The sequence below is a fragment of the Streptomyces sp. NPDC040622 genome, assembly GCF_055593965.1.
In genome coordinates this window covers 37,458-63,196 of sequence record NZ_JBVIXD010000004.1, presented here as the reverse complement: position 1 = coordinate 63,196, position 25,739 = coordinate 37,458, and the positions used below count along the sequence as shown (strand labels likewise).

Below are 25,739 nucleotides of genomic sequence, written 5' to 3'. Positions count from 1 at the left end.
TGCGGACGTCACTCGCCGAGCAGCCGTGCGGCGTCCTCGTCGGACATGCCGAGCAGCTTCTCGTGCAGGCGCCGCTCCACGGCCTCGGCCATCTGGGCGACGGTCTGGGCCTGCGAGAGCAGGTCGGTCACGGTGAGGGTGACCGGCAGCAGGCCCTGGAGCCGCGTGACCACCTGTGCGGCGAGCAGCGAATGCCCGCCCAGGTCGAAGAAGTTGTCGTGCGCGCCGACCGGTGTGACGCCCATGACGTCCTGCCAGACCTCCGCGACCGTCTCCTCCAGCGCAGTACGGGGCGCGGTGTAGACGCTGGGCAGGTCGGGCCGCTCGTACCGGGTCAGTCGTGATTCCTGCGGCGCCACGGTGGGTCCGGCAGCCTCGTCCGCCTCGTCCACGACGGGATCGGCGGGGGCGGCGGCGCGGGGGGCCGGGGCGGGCGAGTCGCCGGCGGGGACGTCGACGAAGTAGCGCTGCCGCTCGAAGGGGTAGGTCGGCAGCGCCACCCGGCGCCGGGGACCGTCCTCGTCGAGCGCGCCGAGGTCCACCGGCACGCCGCGCACCCAGAGCTGGGCGACCGCCTCGAACAGGGGCGTGGCGTCGGGCGCGTCCGGGTCGGTGCCGAGGGTGGCGACCACCGGGACACTGCCGGGGCCGCGCCCGGCGAGGGCCCGCAGCGTGTTGCCCGCGCCGACCTCGAGGAGCGTGCGCCCGGGTGCGTCCCGTACGGTGCGCAGCCCGTCCCCGAACAGCACGGGCTCACGCAACTGCCGCCCCCAGTAAGCGGGGTCGGTGGCCTGCTCCGGCGTGATCCAGGTGCCGGTCACGTTCGACACGTACGGGACGTCCGGCGGGCTCAGCCGCACTCCGGCCAGGGCCGCGGTGAACGGTTCCACGGCGGAGGACGTCAGGGCCGAGTGGAAGGCGTGCGAGGTCCGCAGGGCGGTGACGGTGTGCCCGTCGGCCCTGAGCCGCCCGGTCAGTTCGTCGACGGCCGCGACGGGGCCCGACACGACGGTCTGCTCGGGACCGTTGACCGCCGCGACGGACACCTCGTCCGTGTCGCCGAGCAGGACACGCACCCGCTCGGCGGCCAGCGGCAGGGAGGCCATCGCGCCCGGCGGGCAGTCCTGGAGCAGCCGGCCGCGCAGGGCGACCATGCGCAGCGCGTCGGGCAGCGTGAGGACTCCCGACAGACAGGCCGCGGTGAACTCGCCGATGCTGTGCCCGAGCAGGGCCGCGGGGCGCACGCCCCAGGTGCCGAGCAGCTCGGCCAGGGCGTACTGCGTCGTGAAGAGGGCGGGCTGGGCGAGCCGCGTCTCGGTCAGACGCCGGGTCGCCAGGTCGCGGGCGTCGCCGTCGCCGGGGGCGGGGAACAGCGCCGCGCGCAGGTCCTCGCCGAGGTCGGGGGCGAGCAGCTCGGCGCACTCGTCGACGACGGCGCGGTAGGCGGGCTGCGTCTCGTAGAGCCCGCGGCCCATGGCGAGACGCTGGCTGCCCTGACCGGGGAAGAGGAACGCCACGTCGGGGGCGGGCCCCGACGGGTCGGTGCGCCCGACGGCGACGGGGGTGATGCCCGTGCCGTCCAGGGCGGCCACCGCCTCCGCACGGTCCCGGCACACCAGCGCCATCCGGTGGGGGAAGTCCTGCCGGCCGACCCGCAGGGTGTGCGCGACGTCGGCCAGCTCCGGTGCCGCCCCGGCACGCAGGGCGTCCGCGAGCGCCGCACCGGAACGCTGCAGCGGAGCGTCGCCGAGGGCGGAGAGCGCCAGCAGCCGGGGGCGGGACTCGACGGAGGAGGTGAGCGGGAGCGGCGGTTCCTCCACGACGATGTGGGCGTTGGTGCCGCCCACGCTGAAGGAACTGATGCCCGCCCGGCGCGCCTCGGAGCCCCGGGGCCACGGAGTGGGCAGGGAGCTGACGCGGAAGGGCGTGTTCGGGAAGTCGATGTCGGGGTGCGGCACCGCACAGTTGACGACCGGCGGGATCTCCTCGTGACGCAGCGCGAGCAGCACCTTGATCAGGCCGAGCACGCCGGCCGCGGTGTCCGTGTGGCCGATGTTCGGCTTCAGGGAGCCGAGGGTGCAGTAGCCGAGCTTCTCCGTGCCGAACGCCTCGGTCAGCGCGGCGACCTCGACCCGGTCGCCCAGCGGTGTCCCCGTGCCGTGGGCCTCCACGTAGGAGATCGACTCGGCCTCGGCGCCTGCGACGGCCAGGGCCTCGGCGATGACCTCGGCCTGACCGCCGACGCTCGGCGCCGTGAAGCCCACCTTGTGCGCGCCGTCGTTGTTGACGGCCGTGCCGAGGAGCACACCGAGGATCTGGTCGCCGTCCGCCACCGCGTCCGTGAGGCGCTTGAGGGCCACCACGCCGGCGCCGTCACCCGGCACGGTGCCGTTCGCGTCGGCGGCGAACGCCCGGCAGCGCCCGTCGGGCGAGTTGACGCCGCCTTCGTTGTGCACGTACCCGGCCCGTTGCGGGAAGTACACGGTCACGCCGCCCGCGAGGGCCAGGTCGCTCTCGCCGCCCAGCAGGCTCTGCACCGCCAGGTGCACCGCCACCAGGGACGACGAACAGCCCGTGAGGACGCTCATGCTCGGTCCGCGCAGGTCGAGACGGTAGGAGACCCGTGGGGCGAGGAAGTCCTTCTCGTTGCCCAGCAGCGCCTGGAACTCGCCGACATCCCGCAGATAGGCCGGGTCCGCCGACAGATGACGCTGCCAGTACGAGGTCGGTCCGCCGCCGCCGAACACCCCGATGGACCCCTCGAAGGCCGCCGGATCGTACCCGGCCCCCTGGAGCGCCTCGAAGGAGCACTCCAGGAACAGCCGCTGCTGGGGATCCATCAGCTCGGCCTCGCGCGGAGTGCAGCCGAAGAACGCGGCGTCGAAGTACTCCACGCCGTCCAGGACCGGGCGGCGGCGCACCAGACGGGGGTCGTCCAGGAGCGCGTCCGGCACCCCGGACGCGCGCAGCTGCTCCTCGGTGAACTCGGTGTGCGCCTCCTTGCCGTCGCGCAGCAGCCGCCAGAACTCCTGGGGCGAGGACGCTCCCGGGTAGCGGCCGGAGAAGCCGACGACCGCGATCCGGTCGTCGGCGGGCACGCCCTGTCCTTCGTGCTCCCGGGGGCCGTGGTTCGTGTCCGCGGTCACCGCGCCGTCCCCCGCCCGTCCATCAGGCGCCGCAGCGAGGCGGGGCGCATGTCCGTCCACACCTCTTCGATGCGGCGCAGGCACCGCACGCGGGACCCCGTGGTGCCTTCGTGGCTCCAGCCGGGCGGGTCGGCCCGGTCGGCGGGCCACAGCGCGTACTGCTCCTCGTCGTTGACGACGACGCGGTACGCGCTGCCGTCCTGCTCGTCTGTTGCCGGAAGTGTCACCGGGAGTCCTTCGTGAAGTACCGGGCGGCAGCCCTGGGAGCGGCGTGCTGGGCGGGGCGGATGCGGCCGGCTCAGACCTGGCCGAGCAGTTCCTCGGAGATGACGGGCTGGTGGTAGGTGCAGGTGCCCGACCGGACCATCGAGCCGTGCAGCCGCTCGGCGGGGATGAGCAGCTTGTCGCCCTCTTCCATGGGGATCATCCGGCCCACGTTGTTCCAGAAGTGCATCTGCCCGATCTCCACGACGACCAGCCGGTGGTCGTCGTGCACGTGGGTGGTGGAGGTCTCCTCATGGGACTCCACGAACGTCTCCAGGTCGACCTCGATGCCGCTCTCCGAGATCAGCGCGTCGAGCTTCTCCGCCTTGACCTTGTACTCGTCGAGCCGGTCGCCCCAGTCCAGTTGCACGGCGAGGTCCTCGTCGGACACCGCGGCGAGCCGCCGCGCATCCTCGAAGCCCCGGTGGAAGGAGAGCGCCGCGTCGGCGCCGAACCGCTCGACGAGCGGGCCGACGAGTGAGCCGGTCAGGTCGGCCAGGCCCTCGCCGGTCAGCTCGGGCGCACCGCCGAAGTACCCGGCGCCTTCGTCGCCGAACGCCTCCTGGAACACCTCGCCGTACGCGGCCGCCGTGACGGCCTCGTCGAGGCGGTGGTGGACCCAGGCGCCCAGGAACTCGCCGAGACGCGCGTGGTCGCGCGCCACCGAGTGCAGGTGGTTGGCGCCGGCGAGCGACGAGCCGAGCAGGAACTGCCAGTAGGCGTACGGCTCGGCGGAAAGACCCGCACCGGCCAGCAGCGCGGAGAAGTGCGGCGTGCGGTCCGCGCGGTCGCGGAGGTCGTCCAGGAGCAGCCCGCGCAGCGCCGGGTGCGCGGTGCCGTAGTCGCCGAGGAGGCCACGGCTCACGGCGCTCTGGGCCGCGGGGCGCGCCGCCGTCAGCTGCACCAGGGCGTACGTCGCCGCCTCGGCGCGGTCACGGCAGGACCGTGCCACCTCCAGAGCCCGGCCCGGGCGGGCCCGCCGCTCCTCCAGGACGCCCTGCACATGACGGGTGAGGGCATCGGGGCCGCCCTCCAGCGGTGTGTGCTCCTCGCCCAGCCAGTGGAACAGGTGGTTCTCGAGGACCTGACCGGCCTGCAGCGCCAGGACGCGGTTGTCCACCGAGCGGAACGCCTCGGCGTCGTCGGCGCTCGGGTGACCGGCACCGCCGGCCGGCACGAAGAGCAGGTCGGCGTCGTGCACCGTGCGCAGCATCCGGTGACCGAGGAGGGCGCTCAGCCGCAGCGCCCGGTCGGCGGTCAGCGGTGTCCCGTAGTCGAGGAAACCCAGGTCGTGCGGGCGCACGGGACGCCTGAACGGATTGTCGTCGTTGACCAGTTCTTCCGCCGTCGCACTGCGGAAAGGTGAATTCGCTGCGTATCGCCGGACGATTCCATTGGGATCGTCCGGGGCGCTCTTGATACGCGAAACAGGGGACATGAGTTTCTTTCCCTTTCTTCGGCGCCGATGGTGGCGCACTGTTCGCACGCGGCCTCGAGCGGATATGAAGCTAACAACGGGTGGTGAAGGGAGTCGTCCAACCAGGGGTGGAAACCCTGTCTACGACCCTCAGTTGAGGAACCTGGGCAAGCGGCCGCCCCCGTGGTTATGGTGGCGGGGCGGGCCGATCTGTGTACCCGACCACGGCCGCGAATGGGGAGTGGAACGATGACCGAGACCGTGACCGGCCCTCCGCCCGGAAGTGAGGAAGGCGGGCGCGTATTGCGTGAGTGGCTGGCCCGAAACCGTCGGGAGAACCGAGTGCTCTGGGACGAGGCGACTCGCTCCTGTCAGGTATTCGGTTTCGCGGAGACCCAGCAGATGCTGAAGGACCCGCGGACGTTCTCATCGGACTTCGGCAGACTGGCCCCGGCCGGCGGGGGAACGGGGGAGACCACACCCGAGGGCCGCCCGGTCCCGAATCTCCTGGAAGGGCACCTGAGCGTCACCGACCCTCCGCGCCACGGCAAGCTGCGCAAGCTGGTCGGCCAGGCACTCACCCCGCGGGCCGTCCTCGCACTCGAGAGCAAGATCACCGAGATCACCGCGGGGCTCCTCGACGCCATGGCGGGCCGGGCCGAGGTGGACATGGTGACCGGGTTCTTCAACCCGCTGCCCGTGACCGTCATCGCCGAACTGCTCGGCGTCCCCGCCGCCGACCACGCGATGTTCCGCGGCTGGGCCGATGCCCTGGTCACCGCGAACCACGACGCGGGCGCGGTCGACGCCGAGCGGCTGCAACTGCCCGAAAACATGGCCGCGTTGCTCCTGGAGATGCAGGACTACATCCTCGACCACGCAGCCCACCGGCGCCGCAGGCCGGCCGACGACGTGCTCAGCAGGCTGGTGTCCGCCGAGGTGGACGGCGAACGGCTCAGCGAGAGCGAGGTGTTCACCATCACGCTCATGATGCTGCTCGCCGGACACATCAGCACCACCCTGCTGCTCGGCAACGGTCTGCTCTGCCTCGACGACAACCCGGCGGCCCTCGCCGTACTGCGCAAGGATCCCTCGGCCGTCCCCGGTGCGCTGGAGGAGGTGCTGCGGTACAGCCCGCCCGCCCCGCTCGCGTACCGGCTGACCACGCGGGACACCACGCTCGGCGGGGTGGACATCCCGGCCGACGTGATGGTGGCCTCCTGGGTGCTTTCGGCCAACCACGACGAGCGGCAGTTCGCCGATCCCGAGACCTTCGACATCACCCGCAGCCCCAACCCGCACCTCTCCTTCGGCCACGGCATCCACTTCTGCATCGGCGCACCGCTGGGCCGGATGGAGGCCCGGATCGCGCTGGGGATGTTCCTCGAGCGCAGCGGTGAACTGCACTTCGCCGAGCCGCCCGTGCCCTACACGTCGCCGACCGTTCTCGGATCCAAACGCATGGTGCTGTCGAGCCCGGTGGCCTGACCCGCGGGTACGCGCTCGGCGTCACGGGACCGGAGGGGGCAGCGGCCTGCCGCGGCCGTCTCCCCCTGCGGCCCGTCGGCCAGGAAGTACTGTCGCCACTCCCGGTTGTCCGGGTCGCCGTACGAGCCCAGCTCCGGGGACGCCTCGACGGCGTCGTAGCGGCTGAGCCGCTTGCGGATGATGCGCCGTGCGGCGGCCCCGGGCGGGGTGTCGGCACCCAACTCCTCGAACACCCACCGTGGTTGGAAGGTGATGAAGAAGACAGGGCTGTGCCGGCTGCGGCGCAGCACGTGCGCGGGGGTGTTGCAGACCACGAAGATCGGGGTGCCGCCGAAGCTGAACTCCCACCAGGGGTCCTCCGTGTCCCGCGGTACCTCCGCGGGCCACGGGCTCTCGTCCGTGTCGTGCAGATGCTGGAGCACCGACCAGAACTTCTCCTGGTACTCGTCCATCGTGCGCGTGCGGCCGTCCGGCCGGAAGAACACGATCAGCGAGGTCTCACGGCCCAGTTCTCGGTAGCCGGCCAGGTACTCGGTGAGCGTGTCGCCGAGCGTGTTCCAGCTGCTCCGGTCGTCGAGGGACGCCACGAAGCCGAAGCGGAGACTGTCCCGCTTGGTCCCCGACACCGCGAAAGTGCAGGGGAAGGGGGAGGTGTTGGACAGGAGCGTCTCTTGCAATTCCCGAACGCATTCGGATCCCCACTCGGGTATTTCGCCGATGACGTTCTCTGCCATGTGAATATCACCCCGACGGTAGCTCTTCACTTGCGCTGCCCTGGCCCCGGGCACCGATCGGCGAGGACGCTACCAGTGGCCGCGGGCGCGGGTCTTCCAACCCGAGTAGGCATTCCTCCCTGCAACTGAGTGTGCAAGAAGGGTCCGTTGCGTAAACCGTGGGATGTACTGCGCCGCCCGACGGACAATCACCTTCCTGTCGGCACGTGGGGTCGATAGCATGTGGGGCACCCTGTGACGGTCTTACGGGTGAATCCGAGCCCTCTTTTCGCATTCCGGCGGACGACCGCCGGAATGCACACTTCTGACGGCATGCCAGTAAACATCGCGCTGCCTCCGAGCCTCCAGAAGAAGGAGAATCACATGCCCGCTGTCGACGCGCGGACCTCCGAAGCCGCCGCGGCCGCCGCGGAACTCGAGCGCGTCCTCGACGCGTACCCCGGTGTCGAGCGCTCCGTCGTACTGACTGAGGAGGGGCCGGACGGCGTGCCGGTGCGTACGGCCTATGTGGTCCCCCGCCGCAACGACGCCGTCACGGACGACGGGGCCGCCCTGGGTCAGCAGTACGTGGCCGAGTGGCAGGGCGTGTACGACCACGTCTACTCCCAACCGGCTTCCGACGACCCGACCTTCGACATCCGGGGCTGGCTCAGCAGCTACACCGGGGGTGAGCTCAGCGAGGACGACATGCGTGCCTGGCTGGACGGGACGGTGACCCGGATCAAGGGCCTGGGTGCCCGGCGCATCCTGGAAGTGGGCTGTGGCACGGGTCTGTTGCTGCACCGCCTCGCGCCCGGCACCGAGCGCTATCTGGCCAGCGACATCTCGGCCGGTGCGGTGGAGCGCATCCGCGGCTCGTTCGCGGGCGGGCTGCCGGACGGCGTGGAGGTGTTCCAGGGGCCCGCCGACGACCTCTCGGCGGTGTCCCCGCGCTCCGTCGACGGGTTCGTGGTGAACTCGGTGTCGCAGTACTTCCCGGACGAGGAGTACCTGGAGCGGGTCGTGCGCCAGGCCGTCGACGCGGTGGACGAGGGCGGTTTCCTCTTCATCGGGGACGTGCGGTCGGCGGCGTTGAACCGGGCGTTCAGCGCGGGCCTCGAACTGTCCCGGGCCCCGGAGCGTGCCCCGAGCGAGAAGGTCCAGGCACTCGTCGAGCGGCGCTGCTGCACGGGCACCGAACTCATCATCGACCCGTGCTACTTCACCGCCCTCGTCGGCCGGCTGCCACGCGTCGCGCACGTGGCCGTGCTGCTGCGCAGGGGAGCGCGCCGGACCGAGATGAACCGGTTCCGCTACGACGTCGTGATCCGCCTCGACCGCCTGCCCGCCGGCGAGGCCGTCGTGCCCGAGTGGCAGCCGTGGGAGCGGGACCGCTGGGGCGCGGCCGAACTGCGACGCCACCTTGACGACGAGCGTCCGGCGGTGCTCGGGCTGCTCGGCGTGCCCAACGCGCGCGTCCTGTCCGACCATGTGGCCGCCGAACTGCTCGCGCGGCCCGACCGTCCCGCCGTGGCGGGCGAGGTGCTCGCCCGGGCGCGCGCCGCAGCCGGCAGCGGCGTCGATCCGGAGGAGATCTGGGCCCTCGGCGACGAACTGCCCTATGCCGTCCGTCTCAGCTGGGCCCGGTCCCTGCCCGACGGGGCCTTCGACGTGAGCCTGGTGCGCATCGACGAGGCGTCAAAGACCCCTGAGGTCCGCTTCCCCGACGAGCCGGCGCCACCGCGACGGCCCGTCAACCGGCCCTGGTACGGGCGGGTGGAGAACCTGAGCCCGATCAAACTGCGGGCCCATGTGCGCGCGCAGGGGGCCGAGTCCGTGATGCCGGGGCGCTTCGTGCTCCTGGAGTCGCTGCCGGGCGCGGACGGCGACGAGGGCGCCGAGGCCGTCGGGCGTCACGAGGAGATTTTGCGCTCGATCCAGTGGGCGTGATCAGGCCACCGCGACGTGACCGTCATCACGTGTAAACCGGCGCCTGGGCCTGTTCGGCCGGAGTCACGGAATAACAGCCGCTCGGTCAAATTCCTTGCTGTATGCACGGGTTGGTCCGGCATGTGGTGTCGGTAAGGAAGAAGGGGCGGTGGCTGAATAAGAGTAGGCGCAATCCGCAGTGATAACAGTTTTCATATTGTAAAAAGTGCGCGAGCTCGTCACTGGCGCGGAAGTGGCGGCTCCGCCGGAGACTCTTGTCGCCCTTGCGGGAGGGAAAATCACGCCAACCTAAAAGCGGAAGATAGGATTCCGTCAAATTTGTGTAAGGCTCACATAGGCTGTGGCTCATAACAGCCCATGCTGTTCCGTGCGTGGCAGGCGCACCGGCGGATGTGATGACTCGTCTGATGGGGGACTGGTAATGCGGGGCGTGACTGCGATTCGAGCCGTGGACGGTCGGGAGGAAGCGATGTCACCGCGGCCCAGACCTGGCGTGCGGAACAGCCACATAAGGCTTCTGCTCGGTGACGAGCAGCCGTTGGTGCGCCGCGGGCTGCGGGCGCTCTTCGAGAGCGACCCGGCGTTCCGGGTCCAGGGCGAGGCGGCCAACGGGACCTCCCTGCTGGCCCTGGCGAGCACCCACCGGCCGGACATGGTGCTCATGGACGCCGACCTCCCCGGTCCCGACGTGCTCGACGTGGTCCGCCGGCTGGTCGGGGAGCGCCTCGACGGCAGTACCGGAGTGGTGCTCCTGGCCTCCGAGGGCGGCCTGGCCGACGGGCGCGTGCTCGGCGCCGCCCGCGCGGGCGTGCGCGGCTTCCTCTTCAAGAGGGAGTCCTCGGAGATCGTCTCCGGCGTACGGGACGTCGCCCGGGGCGGCGCCGCCATGAGTCCGGGCATCGTGGGCCAGGTGCTCAAGGCGCTGCGCTGCACCCACCGGCCCGCCGCGCTCAGGCCGTCCGGTGAACTCACCCTCCTCACCCCCCGCGAGCTGCAGATCTTCCAACTCGTCGCGCAGGGGCTCACCAACCAGCAGATCGCGGACGTGCTGGTGCTCTCGGAGGCGACCGTCAAGTCGCACTTCAACCGCATCTGCCGCAAGCTGGCCCTGCGCAACCGGGTCGACGCGGTGATCCTCGCCTACGAGATGGGCGTCGCGGGCACCGTGGCGGATCCCCGCTCCACCGCCTGACGGCGTCTTGGCCGAGTGGGGCGCCCGGATGCGGGCGCCCCACCCCGGCTACGCCGAACGAACTGCGCGCCCCTGGGCCACGCCCAGCATCCGGGCCACGTCGGCGACCACTTCGGGAAGCCGTTCGTGCAGGTAGAAGTGCCCGCCGGAATAGACCCGCGAGTCGAACTTCCCGTCGCTGACCTCGGTCCAGCGCAGCATTTCCCCGGGGCGGACATGCGGGTCGTCCGTGCCGCAGAAGGTCGAGACCGGGGCGGATATCCGAGCCCGCGGGTCCGGCCGGTAGGTCTCGATCAGCCGGTAGTCGTCCCTGATGGTGGGCAGGAACAACGACCGGAAATCGGCGCTGTCGAGGACGGAGTCCGACGTGCCCTCCATCGCGCGCAGGTCCTCGACGAGGGCCTCGTCCGACAAGAGGTGGACCGCCGACGAGGGGGCCGCGTGCGGTGCCGGCCGCCCCGACACGCACAGGCGGGCAAGCCCGCCCGGACAGGTCCTCTCGACCCGTCGGGCCACCTCGAAGGCGACGGCGGCCCCCATGCTGTGCCCGAACAGCACCAACGGCTCCTGCGCGGTCGCCGCCAGCGCCGCGGTGATCTCGTCCGCGAGCGCTTCGACACTCGACGCGGGCGGCTCGTCGAACCGGTCCTCGCGTCCCGGATACCGCACCGCGAGAACCTCCACCCGGGGTGCGAGTTCCCGCGCCCACCCCTGGTAGGAACTGGCGCCGCCGCCGGCGTGCGGAAAGCACACCAGGCGCGGGGCGCCCGGCTGCGCGGGGTGCCGGCGCAGCCATCGCTCGGAACCTGTCATCTCGGCCGTCATGCTCCTTCTCCCGCATGTCTTTTGCCCGTGGCGCAGCAAAGGGGCATCGCCTTTCGCCCGGCACTCTCCGGTTAATTACCGGGGGCCTGGGGAGCCGCGATCGTACATATGGGCCAGGGTTTCGACAAGGGAGCCGAGACAGTGGCAGGCGAGGCGGAACCACGGTTGGAGACGCCGATGGCTACCGGAGTTGGACGACGTCCGCACACCCCGCTGCTACGTTCGGCCCGGGCCGATGGAGAGGGTTACCGACGCCATCGGAGAACCACGATTCCGGGAATTCCGGGAATCCCTATCAGGGCACCAGGACCGCTGTCCCGAAGAGAGAAAACAGGGGATCCGCGCAGTGACGAGTACCGAGGACCGGACCCAGATATCCCCCGAGGAGCAAAGGCGCGAACTCACCCGGCTGATGCTGGCCGAGGCGGGACTGCGGCGGCCGGATTCGGCCTACGTGCCCATCGCGGCCCACGAGCCCGGGGACGGCACCGACGTACCGGTGCCCGCGCCGCTGACCGCCGCCGAGGAGCGCATGTGGTTCCTGCGGCACCTGCGGCCGGACGACATCGCCTACAACCTGTGCGGCGGCATACGCCTGACCGGTGACCTCGCCCCTGTCGCGCTGGCCGAAGCCGTCACCGGCTTGCTGGCCGCCCACGAGATCCTGCGCACCCGTTACCCGGTCGGCGACGACGGGGCGCCGGCGCGGGAAGTCCTGCCCCCGCGGCAGACGGTCCCGCTGCACGTGAGCGAGTTGGGCGCCCTGCCCGAAGGTGAGCGTGCGCTCGCGGCGGAACGCGCCATCGAGAAGGAGGGGCGCCGGGCCTTCCGTCTCGACGAGGAGACGCCGCTGCGCCTGCGGCTCTTCCGCTTCACGCCGACCGACCACCTGCTCACCATGACGGTCCACCACATCGCCTTCGACGACACCTCCTGGGGACGTGTCCTGGACGAACTCGCGGCCCGCTACGCCGTCGCGAGCGGCACCGGGGGTTCGCTGCCGGACCGCCCGTCCGTGCAGTACGCCGACTTCGCCCGGTGGGAGAGGGCCCGGCTCGACGACGGCACCTGGGGCCGTCAACTGGATTACTGGAAAAGCAGGTTGGGCCGCAGGACCGCTCCCCTCGCCCTGCCCGCCGACCACCCCCGCACCGACGGCACCGACGCGGCCGGGCCCGTCGGCACGGACGGCATCCGGTGCGACACCCTGCTCGGCGCCGAGGACAGTCGTGCCCTGCGCGAACTCGCCCGCACGAGCGGCGCGACGCTGCACACCGCGCTGCTCGCCGCCTACCAGGCGGTCCTGCACCGGTGGAGCGGCGAGAGCGACATCGCCGTCGGCTCACCCGTCGTCAACCGCGGCCGGACCGAGTTCGAGGACGTCGTCGGCAACTTCGGCAACACCGTCGTGCTGCGCACCGACCTCGCGGGCGCCGCCTCCTTCCGCGAGCTCCTGAGCCGTACCCGCGACACCTGCGCCGACGCCTTCGCGCACCAGGACGTCCCCTTCGACCGCGTCGTCGAGGCGCTGCGGCCGGCCGACGCGGTCGGCCAGGCCCCGCTGTTCGACGCGGTGTTCTCCTTCGTCACCGCACGGCCCCGCCGGGTGGTGACCCCCACCGTCACGTTCGCGGAGCACCCGCACCACAACGGCACCGCCCGCTTCCCGCTCGTCCTCGAAGTGCGGGAGTCCTCCGAAGGGCTCGCCTTCGGGCTCACCGGCCGCGCCGATCTCTTCTCGGCGACCGCCCTGGAACGCATGCTGGGGCACCTTGTGACGTTCGTGCGGGACGCGGCCACTCGCCCCGACGTGCCGCTCGGCGACCTGAGGCTCCTCACGGAAGCCGAGGAGCGCAGGGCGCTGACCGAATGGAGCCGTTCCGGCGACGACCCCGCCGAGACGCGACCGCTGCACCGGCTGGTGGAGGAACAGGCCGCACGCACCCCGGACCTGGTCGCCGTCGCCGCGGGGAGCACCACGCTCACGTACCGCGAACTGGATGTACAGGCCGATGAGCTGGCCGCTCACCTGCGGGCCGAAGGAGTGGGCCCCGAGCGCATCGTGGGTGTGCATCTGGTGCGCACGCCCTCGCTGGTGGTGGTGCTCCTAGCGGTGCTCAAGGCCGGCGGCGCGTTCATGCCGCTGGAACCGGACTGGCCCGCCCTGCGGCTGCGGTCCGTGGTGGCGGCGAGCGGCCCCCTGCTCGTGCTCACGGACGGCCGGCACACCGCGGCGCCGCCCCCGCTGGACGTGCCCGTGCTGGACCTGGCGCAGCCCCTGACGCCGGTCGGCGGGCCGGATGCCCCCGGCCGCGAGCCGGCGATGGAGAACATCGCCTACGTCATCCACACCTCCGGTTCGACAGGCGTCCCCAAGGGCGTGATGATCCGTCACCAGGCCATCTCCAACCGCCTGGTGTGGCAGTCCGCGCTCCTCGGCATGACCGGCGACGACCGCGTCCTGCACAAGGCGCCCATGGGCTTCGACATCTCCGTCAACGAGATCTTCCTGCCTCTGGTCAACGGCGCCCGACTCGTCCTGGCGGACCCCGGCGCGCATGGCGACGTGGGGTATCTGGCCGGTCTGATCGAGCGGGAAAGGGTCACGTTCCTCTACATCGTCGCCTCGATGCTCGAGGTCCTCCTGGAACGCGACGACATCTCCCGGTCCGCCCGCTCGATCCGGCACCTGTGGTGCGGCGGCGAGGCTCTGACGCCCGCGCTCTACCGGCGCTTTCGCGAGCGTCTCGACGCCACCATGTACCACGGCTACGGACCTGCGGAGACGACCATCGGGATCAGCTGCCAGGTCTTCGACGAGGACGAGGACGGCGCGGTCGTCACCCTCGGCAGGCCCAACCCCAACGCCCGTCTGTACGTGCTCGATCCCTCTCTGCGGCCCGTCCCGGTGGGCGTGGTGGGTGAGATCCACATCGGCGGCATGCCGCTGGCCCGGGGTTACCTGAACGACCCGGCGCGCACCGCCCAGGCGTTCGTGCCCGATCCGTTCGCCGCCGAGCCCGGGGGCCGCCTCTACCGGACCGGGGATCTGGCCCGCTACCGCGACGACGGGCGCATCGAGTTCATCGGCCGCGCCGACAGCCAGGTCAAGGTCCGCGGCTTCCGCATCGAACTGGGCGAGGTGGAGGCGGCCCTTGCCGCCCACCCCGCCGTACGCCAGGCCGTGGCCCTGGTACGCCCCTCGGGAACGGGCGAAACGGGCGGAGCGGGCGGGGGCCTGCTCGCGGCGTGGTGCGTGCCCGAACAGGACGTGAGCGAGGCGGTGTTGCGCGAGTGGCTCGCGGCCCGCCTTCCGCACTACGCGGTGCCCGGCGAACTGCGCCTGCTGCCCGCGCTGCCGCTGACCGCCGCGGGCAAGACGGACCGCGCCGCCCTGCTCGCCCTGGAGCCGGCCCCCGCACCCGCCGTCACCGTGGTCCGCCCCGAGAGCGACCTCGAACGCGAGGTCGCCGCCGTGTGGACCGAACTGCTCGGCCGGACCGACATCGGCACCCGGCACAACTTCTTCGACGTGGGCGGGCACTCACTGCTGCTCGTGCGCGCGCAGAACTTGTACAAACGCCGCCTGGGCCGGGACATCCCCCTGGTGGAGCTGTACGACCACCCCACCGTGGCCGCGCTCGCGGCCCATCTCTCCCGGGATCCGGGCAGTGCGGGGGATCCCGAGCTGGAACGCGTACGGGCCCGGGCCCGACGCCGCAAACAGCGCGGGACACGAGGAGCGGCGGGCACGGCCGGGACCCACCGGGTCCCCGGTGAGAGGACGTGATGAGGACCGTGAACAGCACAGACAACGCAGGCAGCGCAGACAGGACAGACAACGCAGGCAGTGCGGACAGTGCGGACAGTGCGGGCAGCGCACTGTCATCCGGCGCAGAGGCGCCCGACGAGGGACACGCCGACACGGACATCGCCGTCATCGGTATGGCGGGCCGTTTCCCCGGCGCGCGCGACCTGGCGGCCTTCTGGGACAACCTGACGGCGGGCCGCGAGGCGGTCGCGCCGCTCAGCGACGCCGACTACGTCGCCGCGGGCGGTGACCCGGCCCAGCTCGATGACCCCTACCTGGTCAAGATGGCCTCCGTCGTCGACGGCATCGACGAGTTCGACGCCGAGTACTTCGGCTACCCGCCCGCCGAGGCGGAACTCCTCGACCCGCAGCAGCGGCTCTTCCTCGAATGCGCGCACCACGCCCTGGAGCACGCCGGCTACGGCCCGGGCACCACCGAAGGCCTGGTGGGCGTGTACGCGGGAGCCCAGCAGAGCCGCTACTTCCTCGACCACGTCTACCCGCGGGTGCGCGCCGGGGACAGCCTGGCCCTGCACCACGCACAGCTCGGCAACGTCAACAGCACGCTGGCCACCCGCGTCTCGTACGAACTCGGCCTGAAGGGCCCCAGCCTGTCGGTGCAGACCGCCTGCTCGACCTCGCTCGTCGCGGTGCACCTGGCCTGCCAGGACCTGCTCGACGAGCGGTGCGACGTCGCCCTCGCCGGCGGTGTGTCCCTCAACCCGGCGCTGCGCCAGGGCTACCGCTACGTACAGGACGGGCCGTTCTCCCGGGACGGGCGGTGCCGTCCCTTCGACGCCGACGCGACCGGCATGATCGGGGGCGAGGGGGTCGGGGCCGTGCTGCTCAAGCGGCTGGCCGACGCCCTCGCCGACGGCGACCACATCCACGCCGTCATCAAGGGCAGCGCGGTCAACAACGACGGCGACCGCAAGGTGGGCTTCGCCGCCCCCAGCGTCGTCGGCCAGGCCGAGGTGCTCGTCACCGCCAGGACCCTGGCGGGGGTGGACGCCGACACCATCGGCCTCATCGAGGCGCACGGCACCGGCACCCCGGTCGGCGACCCCATCGAAGTCGCGGCGCTGACACGGGCGTTCGCGCTCGACACCGACCGCACCGGCTACTGCGCGCTCGGCTCGGTCAAGAGCAACATCGGGCACCTGGACGCCGCCGCGGGCATCGCGGGCCTGATCAAGGCCGTCCTCGCCCTCGAGCACCGCACGCTGCCGCCGACCGTGAACTACCGCACGCCCAACCCGCACCTCTCGCTCGACGCGACCCCCTTCTACGTACCCACCACGACACGGCCGTGGGAGGCCCGGCCCCACCCGCGCCGCGCCGGCGTCAGCTCCCTGGGGATCGGCGGCACCAACGCGCACGTCATCCTGGAGGAGGCCCCCGCCCCCGCACCCCGCGCCGAGAGCGGCGCCGAGCACGAGCACGTCCTCCTGCTCTCCGCCCGCACGCCCGACGCGCTCGACGACCTCGGCCGGCGGATCGGCCGCCGCCTCCACGACGAACCGGGCCTCGCCCTCGCCGACGTGGCCCACACCCTGCGCTCCGGCCGCCGCACCCACCCCTACCGGCGCGCCGTCGTCGCCCGCGACACCGCGGAGGCGGCCCGCGCGCTCGCCCCGGGCGGCCCGGCCCACCAGGCCGTCGCCGGACGCCCCGTGGTCTTCCTCTTCCCCGGCGCGGGATCGCAGCACCTGGGCATGGGCCGTGACCTGTACGACGGCGAACCCGTGTTCCGCGAGCAGATCGACCGCTGCGCCGAGATCCTGCGCCCGCACCTGCCCACCGATCTGCGGCACATGCTGTACGAGGACGAACCCACGACCGGCGGCGTCTTCCCGGCACTGCTGGCCACCGAGTACGCGCTGGCCCGGCTCGTGACGTCCTGGGGCCTGCGCCCCGCCGCGCTGCTCGGCCACAGCCTCGGTGAGTACACCGCGGCATGCGTGGCCGGGGTGCTGCGCCTGGAGGAGGCACTGCCGCTGGTCGTCCGACGCGAGGAACTGTTCGCACGCGCCGCGGGAGGCGGCGGCATGCTGGGCGTGGCCCTCGACGAGAGCGAGGCGGTCAGGGTCGACCCGGAACTGTCGCTCGCCGCGGTCAACGGCCCCCGCGCCTGCGTGCTCGCGGGACCCGAGTCCGCACTGGCCCGCGCCGAACGACGGCTGACGGAACAGGACGTCGACCACCGGCGCATCCGCTTCGGCGCGGCCGCCCACTCCCCGCTGCTCGACCCGGTGCTCGACACCTACGCCCAGGCGCTGGGCACCGTCGAACTCGGCGTCCCCCGCATCCCGTACGTCTCCAACCTCACCGGCGCCTGGACCACCGACGAGCAGGCCACCGACCCCGCCGCCTGGGTGCGCCACACCCGGGATCCCGTGCGGTTCTCGGACGGCCTGCGCACCCTGCTCGCCGAGGGTGACCCGCTCGTGCTGGAGGTCGGCCCCGGCCGCGCGCTGTCCACACTGGTCCGGAGCCAGGCGGGCCCGGGCACGCCGGTCGTGCCGTTGATGCGCCATCCCCAGGCCCAGGAACCGGACCGCCGCGCCCTGCTCCACGCCGTGGGGGAGGCCTGGAGCCACGGCGCGGACGTCGACTGGAGCGCCCTGCCCGCCGGCCCCGGGCCGCGGCGCGTCCCGCTGCCCGGCTACCCCTTCGCCCGCGCCCGGCACTGGATCGACGTCCAGCCGCCCGCCGGGGCCCAGGCCTCCCCGCGAGCGGAACGCTTCCCCGTCGACCTCCGCGCGCACCTGGACTGGATGACCGGCGCCGAACAGGACCTGCGCGCCGAGCACGCCGCCCGCCGGCTTCCCGCCGAACTGACCGCGAACCTCGACACCCTGGCGTCCGCCCACGTCTGTGAGCTGCTGCGCCGGGCAGGCATCCCCACCGCCCCCGGAGCCGTCGTCGAACGTGACGCCGTCCACGCGGCGTTCCGTACCGTCCCGGCCTACCGTCCCTTCGTGGACGCCCTGTTGGGCCTGCTCACCGACGACGGCATCCTGACCGCCGACGCCGGGCGGCTGCGCTTCACGCAGGCCGCCGCCTCCGTCGGCGATCCGGCCGCGCTCACCGCCGCCATCGTCCGCGCCCACCCCGACCAGGCCGAGGATCTCGCCTACCTCGACCACTGCGTACGCAACTACCCGCAGGTCCTCTCCGGGACCCTGGCGGGCACCGAAGTGCTGCTGCCCGACGGCAGCGACGAGCGCCAGCGGGCCCTGATCGACCGCCGGCTCGCCTTCAGCGACATCCCGCTCTACCGACGGCTCATCGCCCGCACGGTGGCCAGGCTGTCCGCCGAGGCGGACGGGCGGCCCGTGCGGATCCTGGAGGTCGGCGCCGGACGCGGCTACCTCACCTGGGAGGTGGCCGAAGAGCTGCGCTCACTGCCCGGCGTCGAGTACCACTTCACGGACCTGGGCCGCTCCTTCGTCCTGGACGGCCAGCGCCGAGCCGAGGAAGAAGGGCTGACGGGCCTTCAGTTCGGTGTCCTCGACGTCACCCGCGATCCGGCACCGCAGGGCTACCCCGCCGCCTCCTTCGACCTGGTCCTCGCCTTCAACGTGCTGCACGCCACCCCCGACCTGCGCCAAGCGGTGCGCCACGCCTGCGGACTCCTCGTCCCCGACGGCGTGGCGATGCTCCTGGAGGCGTCCCGGCAGCAGCGCTGGTCGCTGATGACCACCGGCCTGTACGAGGGCTGGTGGTACTTCGACGACGACCTGCGCGACGGCTCCCCCCTGGTCGGCCCCAAGGTGTGGCAGGAACTGCTGACCGCCGAGGGCCTCGCCGACGTCACCGTCTTCCCCCGCTCCGGCACCGACGACGAGGGTGACCACACCCTGGTCGTCGCCCGCCGCGGCGCGGTGCCCCGCACCGACGCCTCCGCCGGTCCGCGGGCCGCCGCCGTCGGCCGCTCCTTCAACCGCCGCCCCGACCTGTCCGTGGCCCACACGGCCCCGACGACCGCACGGGAGAAAGAGGTCGTCGCGGTGTGGGAGGAGGTGCTCGGCATCGACGGCATCGGCATCCACGACAACTTCTTCGACCTGGGCGGGGAATCGCTCCTGGCCATGCAGCTGATGGCGCGGCTGCGCGACCGCTGCGGCGCCGACCTGTCGCTGCGCCGCATCTTCGACGCGCCCACCGTCGCCGACCTCGTCCTCCTCCTCGAACAGGCCGCACCGCCCGCCGCGGGCCGCATCCGCCGCAGCGCCCGCCGAGGCCTGCCGACGGCCGCGACGGCCACGGCCGCCCCGGCCGCCCCGGGCGACACGTCCGATCAGCACGCCAAGACCGACAAGACGGAGTAGCCGTGTCCCTGGTCGAGCATCCCGAGTCCACCACTCCCGCCGACGCGGGGCCGCTGCGGTTCCCCGCCTCGTACGCCCAGCAGCGCATGTGGTTCTTCCACCAGTTGCAGCGGGAGAACCCGTACTACAACATCCCCCTCGCGCTGCGCTGGTCGGGCCGGGTGGACGTGGCCGCGCTGCGGCTCGCCCTGGAGCAGGTGGTGGCGCGCCATGAGATCCTGCGTACCACCTTCACCACGGAGAACGGCGAACCGCACCAGGTGGTGGCCCCTGCCGGCGAGGCGTCCTTGGAGACCGTGGCGCTGACGCCCGAGCAGGAGCGCCAGTGGGCCCTGGACTGGGTGGACCGGCCCTTCGACCTGACCCGAGGACCGCTGCTGCGGGCGGCGCTGGTGACCACGGGCCCCGACCGGCACCTGCTGGTCCTCTGTCAGCACCACATCATCACCGACGGCTGGTCGCTCAACCTCCTCACCCGGGAGCTGACCGCCTTCTACCGAGAACACCTCTCGGGCGAGCCCACCGGGCTGCCGGCCCTGGAGATCCAGTACGCGGACTTCGCCGAGTGGCAGCGCGACCGGCTGGCCGGGGACGAGCTGGAGCGACAACTGGCCTACTGGCGCACCCAGCTGGGCGGCGAGCTGCCGACCCTGCGGCTGCCCGTGGACCGTCCGCGTCCCGAGGAGCAGACCTTCCGGGGCGCCCGCGTCGACCTCACCCTGCCCGCCGAGCTGACCGAGGCGCTCACCGCCCTCGGGCGCGTCCATCGGGCCACCCTGTTCATGACCCTGTTCGCGGGTGTCAGTGCGCTGCTGCACCGGTACACGGGCCAGGACGACGTGCTGGTCGGGTCCCCGGTGGCGGGCCGCGACCAGGTCGAGACCGAGGCGCTGCTCGGCCTCTTCGTCAACACCCTCGTGCTGCGCGGAGACCTGTCCGGCGAACCGTCCTTCGCTGAACTCCTCGCCCGCGTACGGCAGATGTGCGCCGGTGCCTTCGCCCACCAGGACGTTCCGCTCGACAAGCTGGTGGAGGACCTCCAGCCGGACCGTGACGCGAGCCGCACGCCGCTGTTCCAGACCCTCTTCGCGCTGCAGAACACCCCGGACACCGAACGCGCCCTGCCCGGTGCGCGGTTGAAGGCCGAGGCGCTGCCGCGCGCGTCGACCCGCTTCGACCTCGAATTCCACCTGTGGCAGGACGAGGGGCAACTGCGCGGGACCATCGTGTACAGCACCGACCTCTTCGACGAGGCCACGGTCCGAGGCCTGACGGATCATCTGCGGCGTCTTCTTGCCGAAGCCGTCCGCGCCCCCGAACGCCCCGTGGCGGACCTCCCCCTGCACGACACCGACACCCTCCCGCACCTCCCCGCCCTCGCACCCGACACGGTGCCCGCCCGCCTCACCGCCCAGACCCTGCGCACCCCGCAGGCCGCGGCCCTCACCACCGCCACCGACCAGTACACCTACGCGGACCTCGCCGAACGCGTCCGGGCCGCCACCCACTGGCTGCACGCCCGGGGACTGCGCCACGGCGCACGCGCCGCCCTGTGCCTGCCGCCGGGCCCCGCCTCCGTGACGACGGCGCTCGCCCTGCTGCGGCTCGGCGCGGTCTGCGTCCCCGTGGACCCCGCACTGCCCGAGGCGGCGGCCCACGCCTTCCTCGCCGACAGCGAGGCACAGGTTCTGCTCACCGAGGGACCGCCGCCCTGGGCGCACCCGCTGCCCGAACTCGACCTCACGTCTTTGCCGGCCGCCCGGGCCGACGGCGCCGACGACCCGCAGGGCCCGCCCGTACGTCCCACGGACCCGGCCGTCGTCGTCCACGGCGACCACGGACCCGTGCGGGTCACCCACGCCCAGCTCTGCGACACCGTGGACTGGCTCCAGCGACGCACCCCCCTGACCGGGGACGACATCGTCCTGCACCACCGGCCGGGCGCCCTGCTCTCCGCCGTGCACGCCCTGCTGTGGCCCCTGCTGCACGGCGCGTCCGTCCACCCGGCCCCGTGGGCCGACGACACCCCGGCGACCGTCGCGTTCCTGCCGCCCACCGCCTTGGACGACGCACCCCGCGGGCTGCGCCTGGTCCACACCGACGGCGGCCGGCTGACCGCCCGCCTCGCCGACCGCTTCCACGCCGGCGCCGGCGCCGCACTGCACCGCCTGTGGCCGCTGCCCGAAGCCGGAGGCTACGTCGCGGCCCTGCACTGCACCCCGGGCCTGACCGACCACGAACTCGGCAGCGGTACGCCGGGGAACCGTCCCGCCACCGTCGTCGACTCCCGCACCCGCCCGCTCGCGACCGGCATCCCCGGCCTGCTGCACGTGCCAGGGGCGACGCACCCCACCTCCTGGCGCGCTCGCCTCCTGCCCGACGGCCGCCTCACCCTCGACGACGCCGTCGACCGGGTGCGCCGCGACGGCCTCACCGCACCGCGCGCCGACATCGAGAACGCCCTCTTGCGCGAGGAATCGCTCGGCGCCTGTGCCGTCCTGCCCCGGACCACCACCGACGGTGTCGAGGAACTGGTGGCCTACGTGGTGCCCGTCGGCGCCTTCCACCCCGCCCGGCTGCGCGCCCACGCCGCGTCACTCCTGCCCGCCGCCCTGGTGCCGAGCGCCTGCGTCGCGGTCACCTCGCTGCCCCGCACCCGAGGCGGCGAGCTGGACGAAGCCGCCCTGAGCGCCCTGCCGGTCCTGGACGAGGAGCTGATCCGGCAGTGGGAGCGCGCCCTGCCCACGGCGAAGGTCACCCTGACCGACGACCCCGCGGCGAGCCCGCAGGACCGGGTCCACACCGGAACCTCCGTGCCGCTCGCCGAGGACCGCACGGGGGAGGCCGGTCCGGCCGGTCATGCCGCCTCCGACGCCCCGTCGGCCGCCGACGCCGCGGCCACCCGTCCTGCCCTGTTCACCGGGCCCGGCACCGCGGTACCCGACGTGGCGACCCTCCCCGAGGCACTGCGTCGCGCCGCGGCCACCGCCGAGGGCGACATCCTGCTCATCGACGACCAGGGCGAGACGCGCACACTGGACTACGCCGCGCTCGCCTCCGAGGCCGCGCGCGTGCTCGGCGGGCTGCAGGCGGCCGGCCTGAGCGCCGGTGACCGAGCCCTCCTGCAGTGCCCCGACCACCGTGACTTCCTCGTCGCGTTCTGGGCCTGCGTGCTCGGCGGCATCGTCCCCGTTCCGCTCGCGCCCATCTCGCCCGCCCAGGACGGCCCCGCCGTGGACCGGCTGGCGGGAGCCCTGGAACTGCTGGGATCGCCCATGGTCCTGACGGACGCCGGCACCGCCGCCGCCCTGGCGGAGACGGCCGCCCGCCGTGCCTGGACCACCGTGCCGCGCCTCGGCGTCCTGGACGAACTCCGTGCCGCCGACCCGGGCGCCCCGCACCCGGTCGGCCCCGACGACGTGGCGCTGCTGCTGCTGACCTCGGGCAGCACCGGCGCCCCGAAGGCCGTCGCGCTGCGCCACCGCAACGTGCTCGCCCGCTCCGCGGCCACCGGCGCCGCCAACGGATTCGGCGCGGGGGAGGTGTCCTTCAACTGGATGCCCCTGGACCACGTCGGGGGCATCGTGATGTTCCACGTCCGGGACGTCTACCTCGGCTGCCGCCAGATCCACGCCCCCACCGCGTGGATCCTGCAGGAGCCGCTGCGCTGGCTGGAGGCGGTCGACGCCCACCGGGTGACGCTGACCTGGGCACCCAACTTCGCCTTCGGACTCGTCAACGACCGTGTCGCGGATGCCGCCGACGCGGGCTGGGACCTGTCGTGCCTGCGCTTCATCCAGAACGCCGGCGAAGCCATCATGCCCCGCGTCGCCCGGCGGTTCCTGTCCGCGCTGGCGCCCTTCGGCCTTCCCGCCACCGCGATGCGCCCCTCCTGGGGCATGTCCGAGACGTCGTCGGCCGTCACGTACTCCGACGCCTTCACCCTCGACACCACCAGTGACGACGCCTCCTTCACCGAGGTCGGCCGCCCGCTGCCCGGCACCACCCTGCGCATCGTCGACGAGCACGACACCACCCTGGCCGAGGGCGTGCCGGGACGCCTGCTGGTCAAGGGGCCGACCGTCACCTCCGGCTACCACGACAACCCGGACGCCAACGCGGCCGCGTTCACGTCCGACGGCTGGTTCGACACGGGCGACCTGGGCGTCCTGCGAGACGGCGCCCTCACCATCACCGGCCGCGCCAAAGACGTCCTCATCATCAACGGCGTCAACCACTACTGCCACGAGATCGAGTCCGTGGTGGAGGAACTCGACAGCGTCGAGAACTCCTTCACCGCGGCGTGCGCGGTCCGCGACCCCGGCGCCACCACCGACACGCTCGTCCTCTTCGTCCACCTGCGGGGCGGCCCGGCCGGCCTCGCCGACAGCATCCGGGACATCCGCGCCCACCTTGTGCGGCGCACGGGCCTCAACCCCAGCCACGTCCTGCCCGTGGCCCGCGAGGACATCCCCAAGACGGAGATCGGCAAGATCCAGCGTTCCCGGCTGCGCGACGGCTTCCACACGGGCGCGTTCAGCGAGCTGATCCGCACCACCGACCTCGCCCTGGGCAACGAGCGGACCCTGCCCAACTGGTTCTACGAACGGCGCTGGCGTCCCGCCCGTCCGCAGCAAGGACCCTTCTCCCGCACCACGGTCCTGGTCCTCGCGGACCGACTCGGCCTCGCCGACGCGCTGTTGGCCCGGCTCGCCGAGGACGGGCGTCCCGCCGCCCGCGTCGACCCGGGCGAGGAGCACACCCGGCTCGCCCACGGCCACTACCGCATACGCCCCGACCACCGGGACGACCACGACCGGCTGTTCGCCGCCCTCGCCGCCGACGGACTCGTCCCCGGCGAGATCGTGGACCTCACCACCTACGCGGCGCAGGACCCCGCCGGTCCGCCCACGCCCGTCCCCGCCGGCACCGCCGCCCTGATCCACCTGGTGCAGGCCCTCGCCGCCCGCCGCGAGGAGGACGGCACCGACGGCGGGGTCACCCTGCGCGTCGCCGGACGCCACACCCAGCACGCGGTGCCGGGCGACCGCCCCGACCGCGACCGGGCGGCCCGCCTCGCGCTCTTCAGCAGCCTCGTCCAGGAGATCCCCTGGCTCACGGGTTCCCACCTCGACCTGCCCGGTGACGGCAGCCCCGACGCGGACCTCGCGCACCTGCTGGCCGAACTCGCCGCCCGCCCCGGCGAGTCGGAAGCCGCCGTACGGGACGGGCGCCGTCTCACCCCGCGCCTGGCCCAGCTGCCGAAATCCCCTGCCGGGACCGGCTCGCCCCTGCGGCACGGAGGTCTGTACGTCGTCACCGGGGGGCTGGGCGGCCTGGGCGCCGAGATCTGCGCCCACCTGCTCGACGCCTACGACGCACGGCTGCTCATCCTCGGCCGCACCCCGCTTCCTGACGAATCGTCCGGCCTTCCCGCGGACTCCGCGGGGCTGCCTTCCGACTCCGCGACGCCCGACGACCTCGTGGCCCGGTCCCGTACGGAGACACTCAGAGCCCTCAAGGCCCGCAGCGACGACGTCCTCTACGTCGCCGCCGACGTGTGCGACGCCGACCAGACGCGCGCCGCCGTGGAGCTGGCCCGCGCACGGTGGTCACAGGAGCCCTGCGCGGTCCTCCATCTCGCGGGAACCTTCCGGCAACAGCCGTTTCTCACTCAGAGCGTCGACGACCTCGCCGAGGTCCTCGCGCCCAAGACCACCGGCACGCAGGTCCTCCTCGACTGTCTCACCGACAGCCCGGAAGCGGTTCTCATCGGCTTCTCCTCCGTCAACGGCGCGCTGGGCGCGGCGCTGGCGAGCGCGTACGCGGCCGCCAACGCACATCTGGACGCGCGGGCGCACGGCAGCGCGGACCGCCGTGTCCGCAGCCTCGCCTGGAGCCTGTGGGAGGAGACCGGCATGAGCCGGGGCCACCACCTCACCGAACCCAGCCGGGCCCGCGGCTACCACCCCATCGGCCGCGGCGAGGGACTGCGTGCCTTCCTCCACGCCCTGCGTCACGACCGCTCCCACGTACTGATCGGACTCGACGCGTCCAAGCCGTTCATCCGCGGCCGGGTCGACGCGCCCGCACGCCTGGTGCACCGCCTGAGCGCGCACACCGCCACGCCGTCCGATCAGCCGCCGGCCACCCTTCCCGACCGCTACGGCCACCCGACCACCTGCATCCCGGTCGACGCCGGGAACGACGCGTCCTCGGGCGGCGCCGCACCGGCGGGGCCCACCCAGGAACTCGTCGTCCGTACGTGGTGCGACATCCTCCACCTCGACCGCGTGGGCCCGCACGACAACTTCTTCGACCTCGGCGGGCACTCCCTGCACCTCGCGCGCGTGCACAACCTCCTGGAAACGGCCCTGAACCGCGAGTTCTCGATGGTCGACCTCTTCCGCCACCCCACCGTCGCGAGCCTTGCCGCGTTCCTCGAAACCCCCGCCTCGCCACCCCCCACCCGGGCCGCGGCACAGGCCCGGGCCGACCGCCGTGCCTCCGCGCGCGGGAGGAGGCGCCCCCGCTGACTCCGTGAGCGGTTTGCCGCAAGGGCGGACGGCTACCGCTCGTTGATGAGTACGGGCAGTTGG

The 25,739-nt window shown here is 72.8% G+C and carries 11 protein-coding genes; 6 read left to right on the top strand and 5 right to left on the bottom strand.

Annotated features, from left to right (window positions below):
• Positions 1-8: 8 nt before the first annotated feature.
• From ACZ592_RS12320 to ACZ592_RS12310, 3 genes are all read right to left on the bottom strand, one after another.
• Complete coding sequence (locus tag ACZ592_RS12320; protein ID WP_471581466.1) at positions 9-3,146, bottom strand: type I polyketide synthase; 3,138 nt, start codon at positions 3,144-3,146, stop codon at positions 9-11.
• Positions 3,143-3,373, bottom strand: coding sequence for an MbtH family protein (locus ACZ592_RS12315; protein ID WP_471581465.1), 231 nt, complete (start codon positions 3,371-3,373; stop codon positions 3,143-3,145). Before ACZ592_RS12315 ends, ACZ592_RS12320 begins: the two co-directional genes overlap by 4 nt.
• Positions 3,374-3,444: 71 nt before the next feature.
• Complete coding sequence (locus ACZ592_RS12310; RefSeq protein ID WP_471581464.1) at positions 3,445-4,713, bottom strand: cupin domain-containing protein; 1,269 nt, start codon at positions 4,711-4,713, stop codon at positions 3,445-3,447.
• A gap of 516 nt (positions 4,714-5,229) precedes the next feature.
• Here ACZ592_RS12310 and ACZ592_RS12305 point away from each other — a divergent pair.
• Positions 5,230-6,315, top strand: coding sequence for a cytochrome P450 (locus ACZ592_RS12305; RefSeq protein WP_471581463.1), 1,086 nt, complete (start codon positions 5,230-5,232; stop codon positions 6,313-6,315).
• Here the strand turns inward: ACZ592_RS12305 and ACZ592_RS12300 are convergent.
• On the bottom strand, positions 6,255-7,049 hold the full coding sequence (locus tag ACZ592_RS12300; protein WP_471581462.1) for a YqcI/YcgG family protein: 795 nt from the start codon (positions 7,047-7,049) through the stop codon (positions 6,255-6,257). The genes ACZ592_RS12305 and ACZ592_RS12300 overlap by 61 nt on opposite strands.
• Positions 7,050-7,412: 363 nt before the next feature.
• Here ACZ592_RS12300 and ACZ592_RS12295 point away from each other — a divergent pair, with 363 nt between their 5' ends.
• Both ACZ592_RS12295 and ACZ592_RS12290 read left to right on the top strand, forming a co-directional pair.
• On the top strand, positions 7,413-8,978 hold the full coding sequence (locus tag ACZ592_RS12295) for a class I SAM-dependent methyltransferase (RefSeq protein ID WP_471581461.1): 1,566 nt from the start codon (positions 7,413-7,415) through the stop codon (positions 8,976-8,978).
• Between the two features lie 493 nt (positions 8,979-9,471).
• Positions 9,472-10,170 carry a LuxR C-terminal-related transcriptional regulator gene (locus ACZ592_RS12290; RefSeq protein WP_471581460.1) on the top strand — a complete coding sequence of 233 codons (699 nt, stop codon included), beginning with the start codon at positions 9,472-9,474 and terminating at the stop codon, positions 10,168-10,170.
• Between the two features lie 48 nt (positions 10,171-10,218).
• On the opposite strand, the gene ACZ592_RS12285 is transcribed toward ACZ592_RS12290, so the two are convergent.
• A complete protein-coding gene (locus ACZ592_RS12285) occupies positions 10,219-10,995 on the bottom strand; it encodes a thioesterase II family protein (RefSeq protein WP_471581459.1) in 777 nt (258 codons plus the stop codon).
• A gap of 346 nt (positions 10,996-11,341) precedes the next feature.
• Here ACZ592_RS12285 and ACZ592_RS12280 point away from each other — a divergent pair, with 346 nt between their 5' ends.
• Genes ACZ592_RS12280 through ACZ592_RS12270 form a run of 3 tightly spaced genes read left to right on the top strand, consistent with a single transcriptional unit; the run spans position 11,342 to position 25,676 of the window.
• The gene (locus tag ACZ592_RS12280) at positions 11,342-14,785 is read left to right on the top strand and encodes a non-ribosomal peptide synthetase (protein WP_471581458.1); all 3,444 of its coding nucleotides are present in this window, start codon (positions 11,342-11,344) and stop codon (positions 14,783-14,785) included.
• An 8-nt stretch (positions 14,786-14,793) separates the two neighbouring features.
• Positions 14,794-19,140: a type I polyketide synthase gene (locus ACZ592_RS12275; protein ID WP_471581457.1), complete on the top strand. Its 4,347-nt coding sequence runs from the start codon at positions 14,794-14,796 to the stop codon at positions 19,138-19,140.
• 2 nt (positions 19,141-19,142) lie between these two features.
• Positions 19,143-25,676, top strand: a complete 6,534-nt coding sequence (locus ACZ592_RS12270) for a condensation domain-containing protein (protein ID WP_471581456.1) — start codon at positions 19,143-19,145, stop codon at positions 25,674-25,676.
• Positions 25,677-25,739: the final 63 nt, after the last annotated feature.

Coding starts and splice junctions, on each gene's coding strand:
- ACZ592_RS12305 (WP_471581463.1), top strand. CDS start 5,230: ATGCTGAAGGACCCGCGGACGTTCTCATCGGACTTCGGCAGACTGGCC.
- ACZ592_RS12295 (WP_471581461.1), top strand. CDS start 7,413: ATGCCCGCTGTCGACGCGCGGACCTCCGAAGCCGCCGCGGCCGCCGCG.
- ACZ592_RS12300 (WP_471581462.1), bottom strand. CDS start 7,049: ATGGCAGAGAACGTCATCGGCGAAATACCCGAGTGGGGATCCGAATGC.
- ACZ592_RS12285 (WP_471581459.1), bottom strand. CDS start 10,995: ATGACGGCCGAGATGACAGGTTCCGAGCGATGGCTGCGCCGGCACCCC.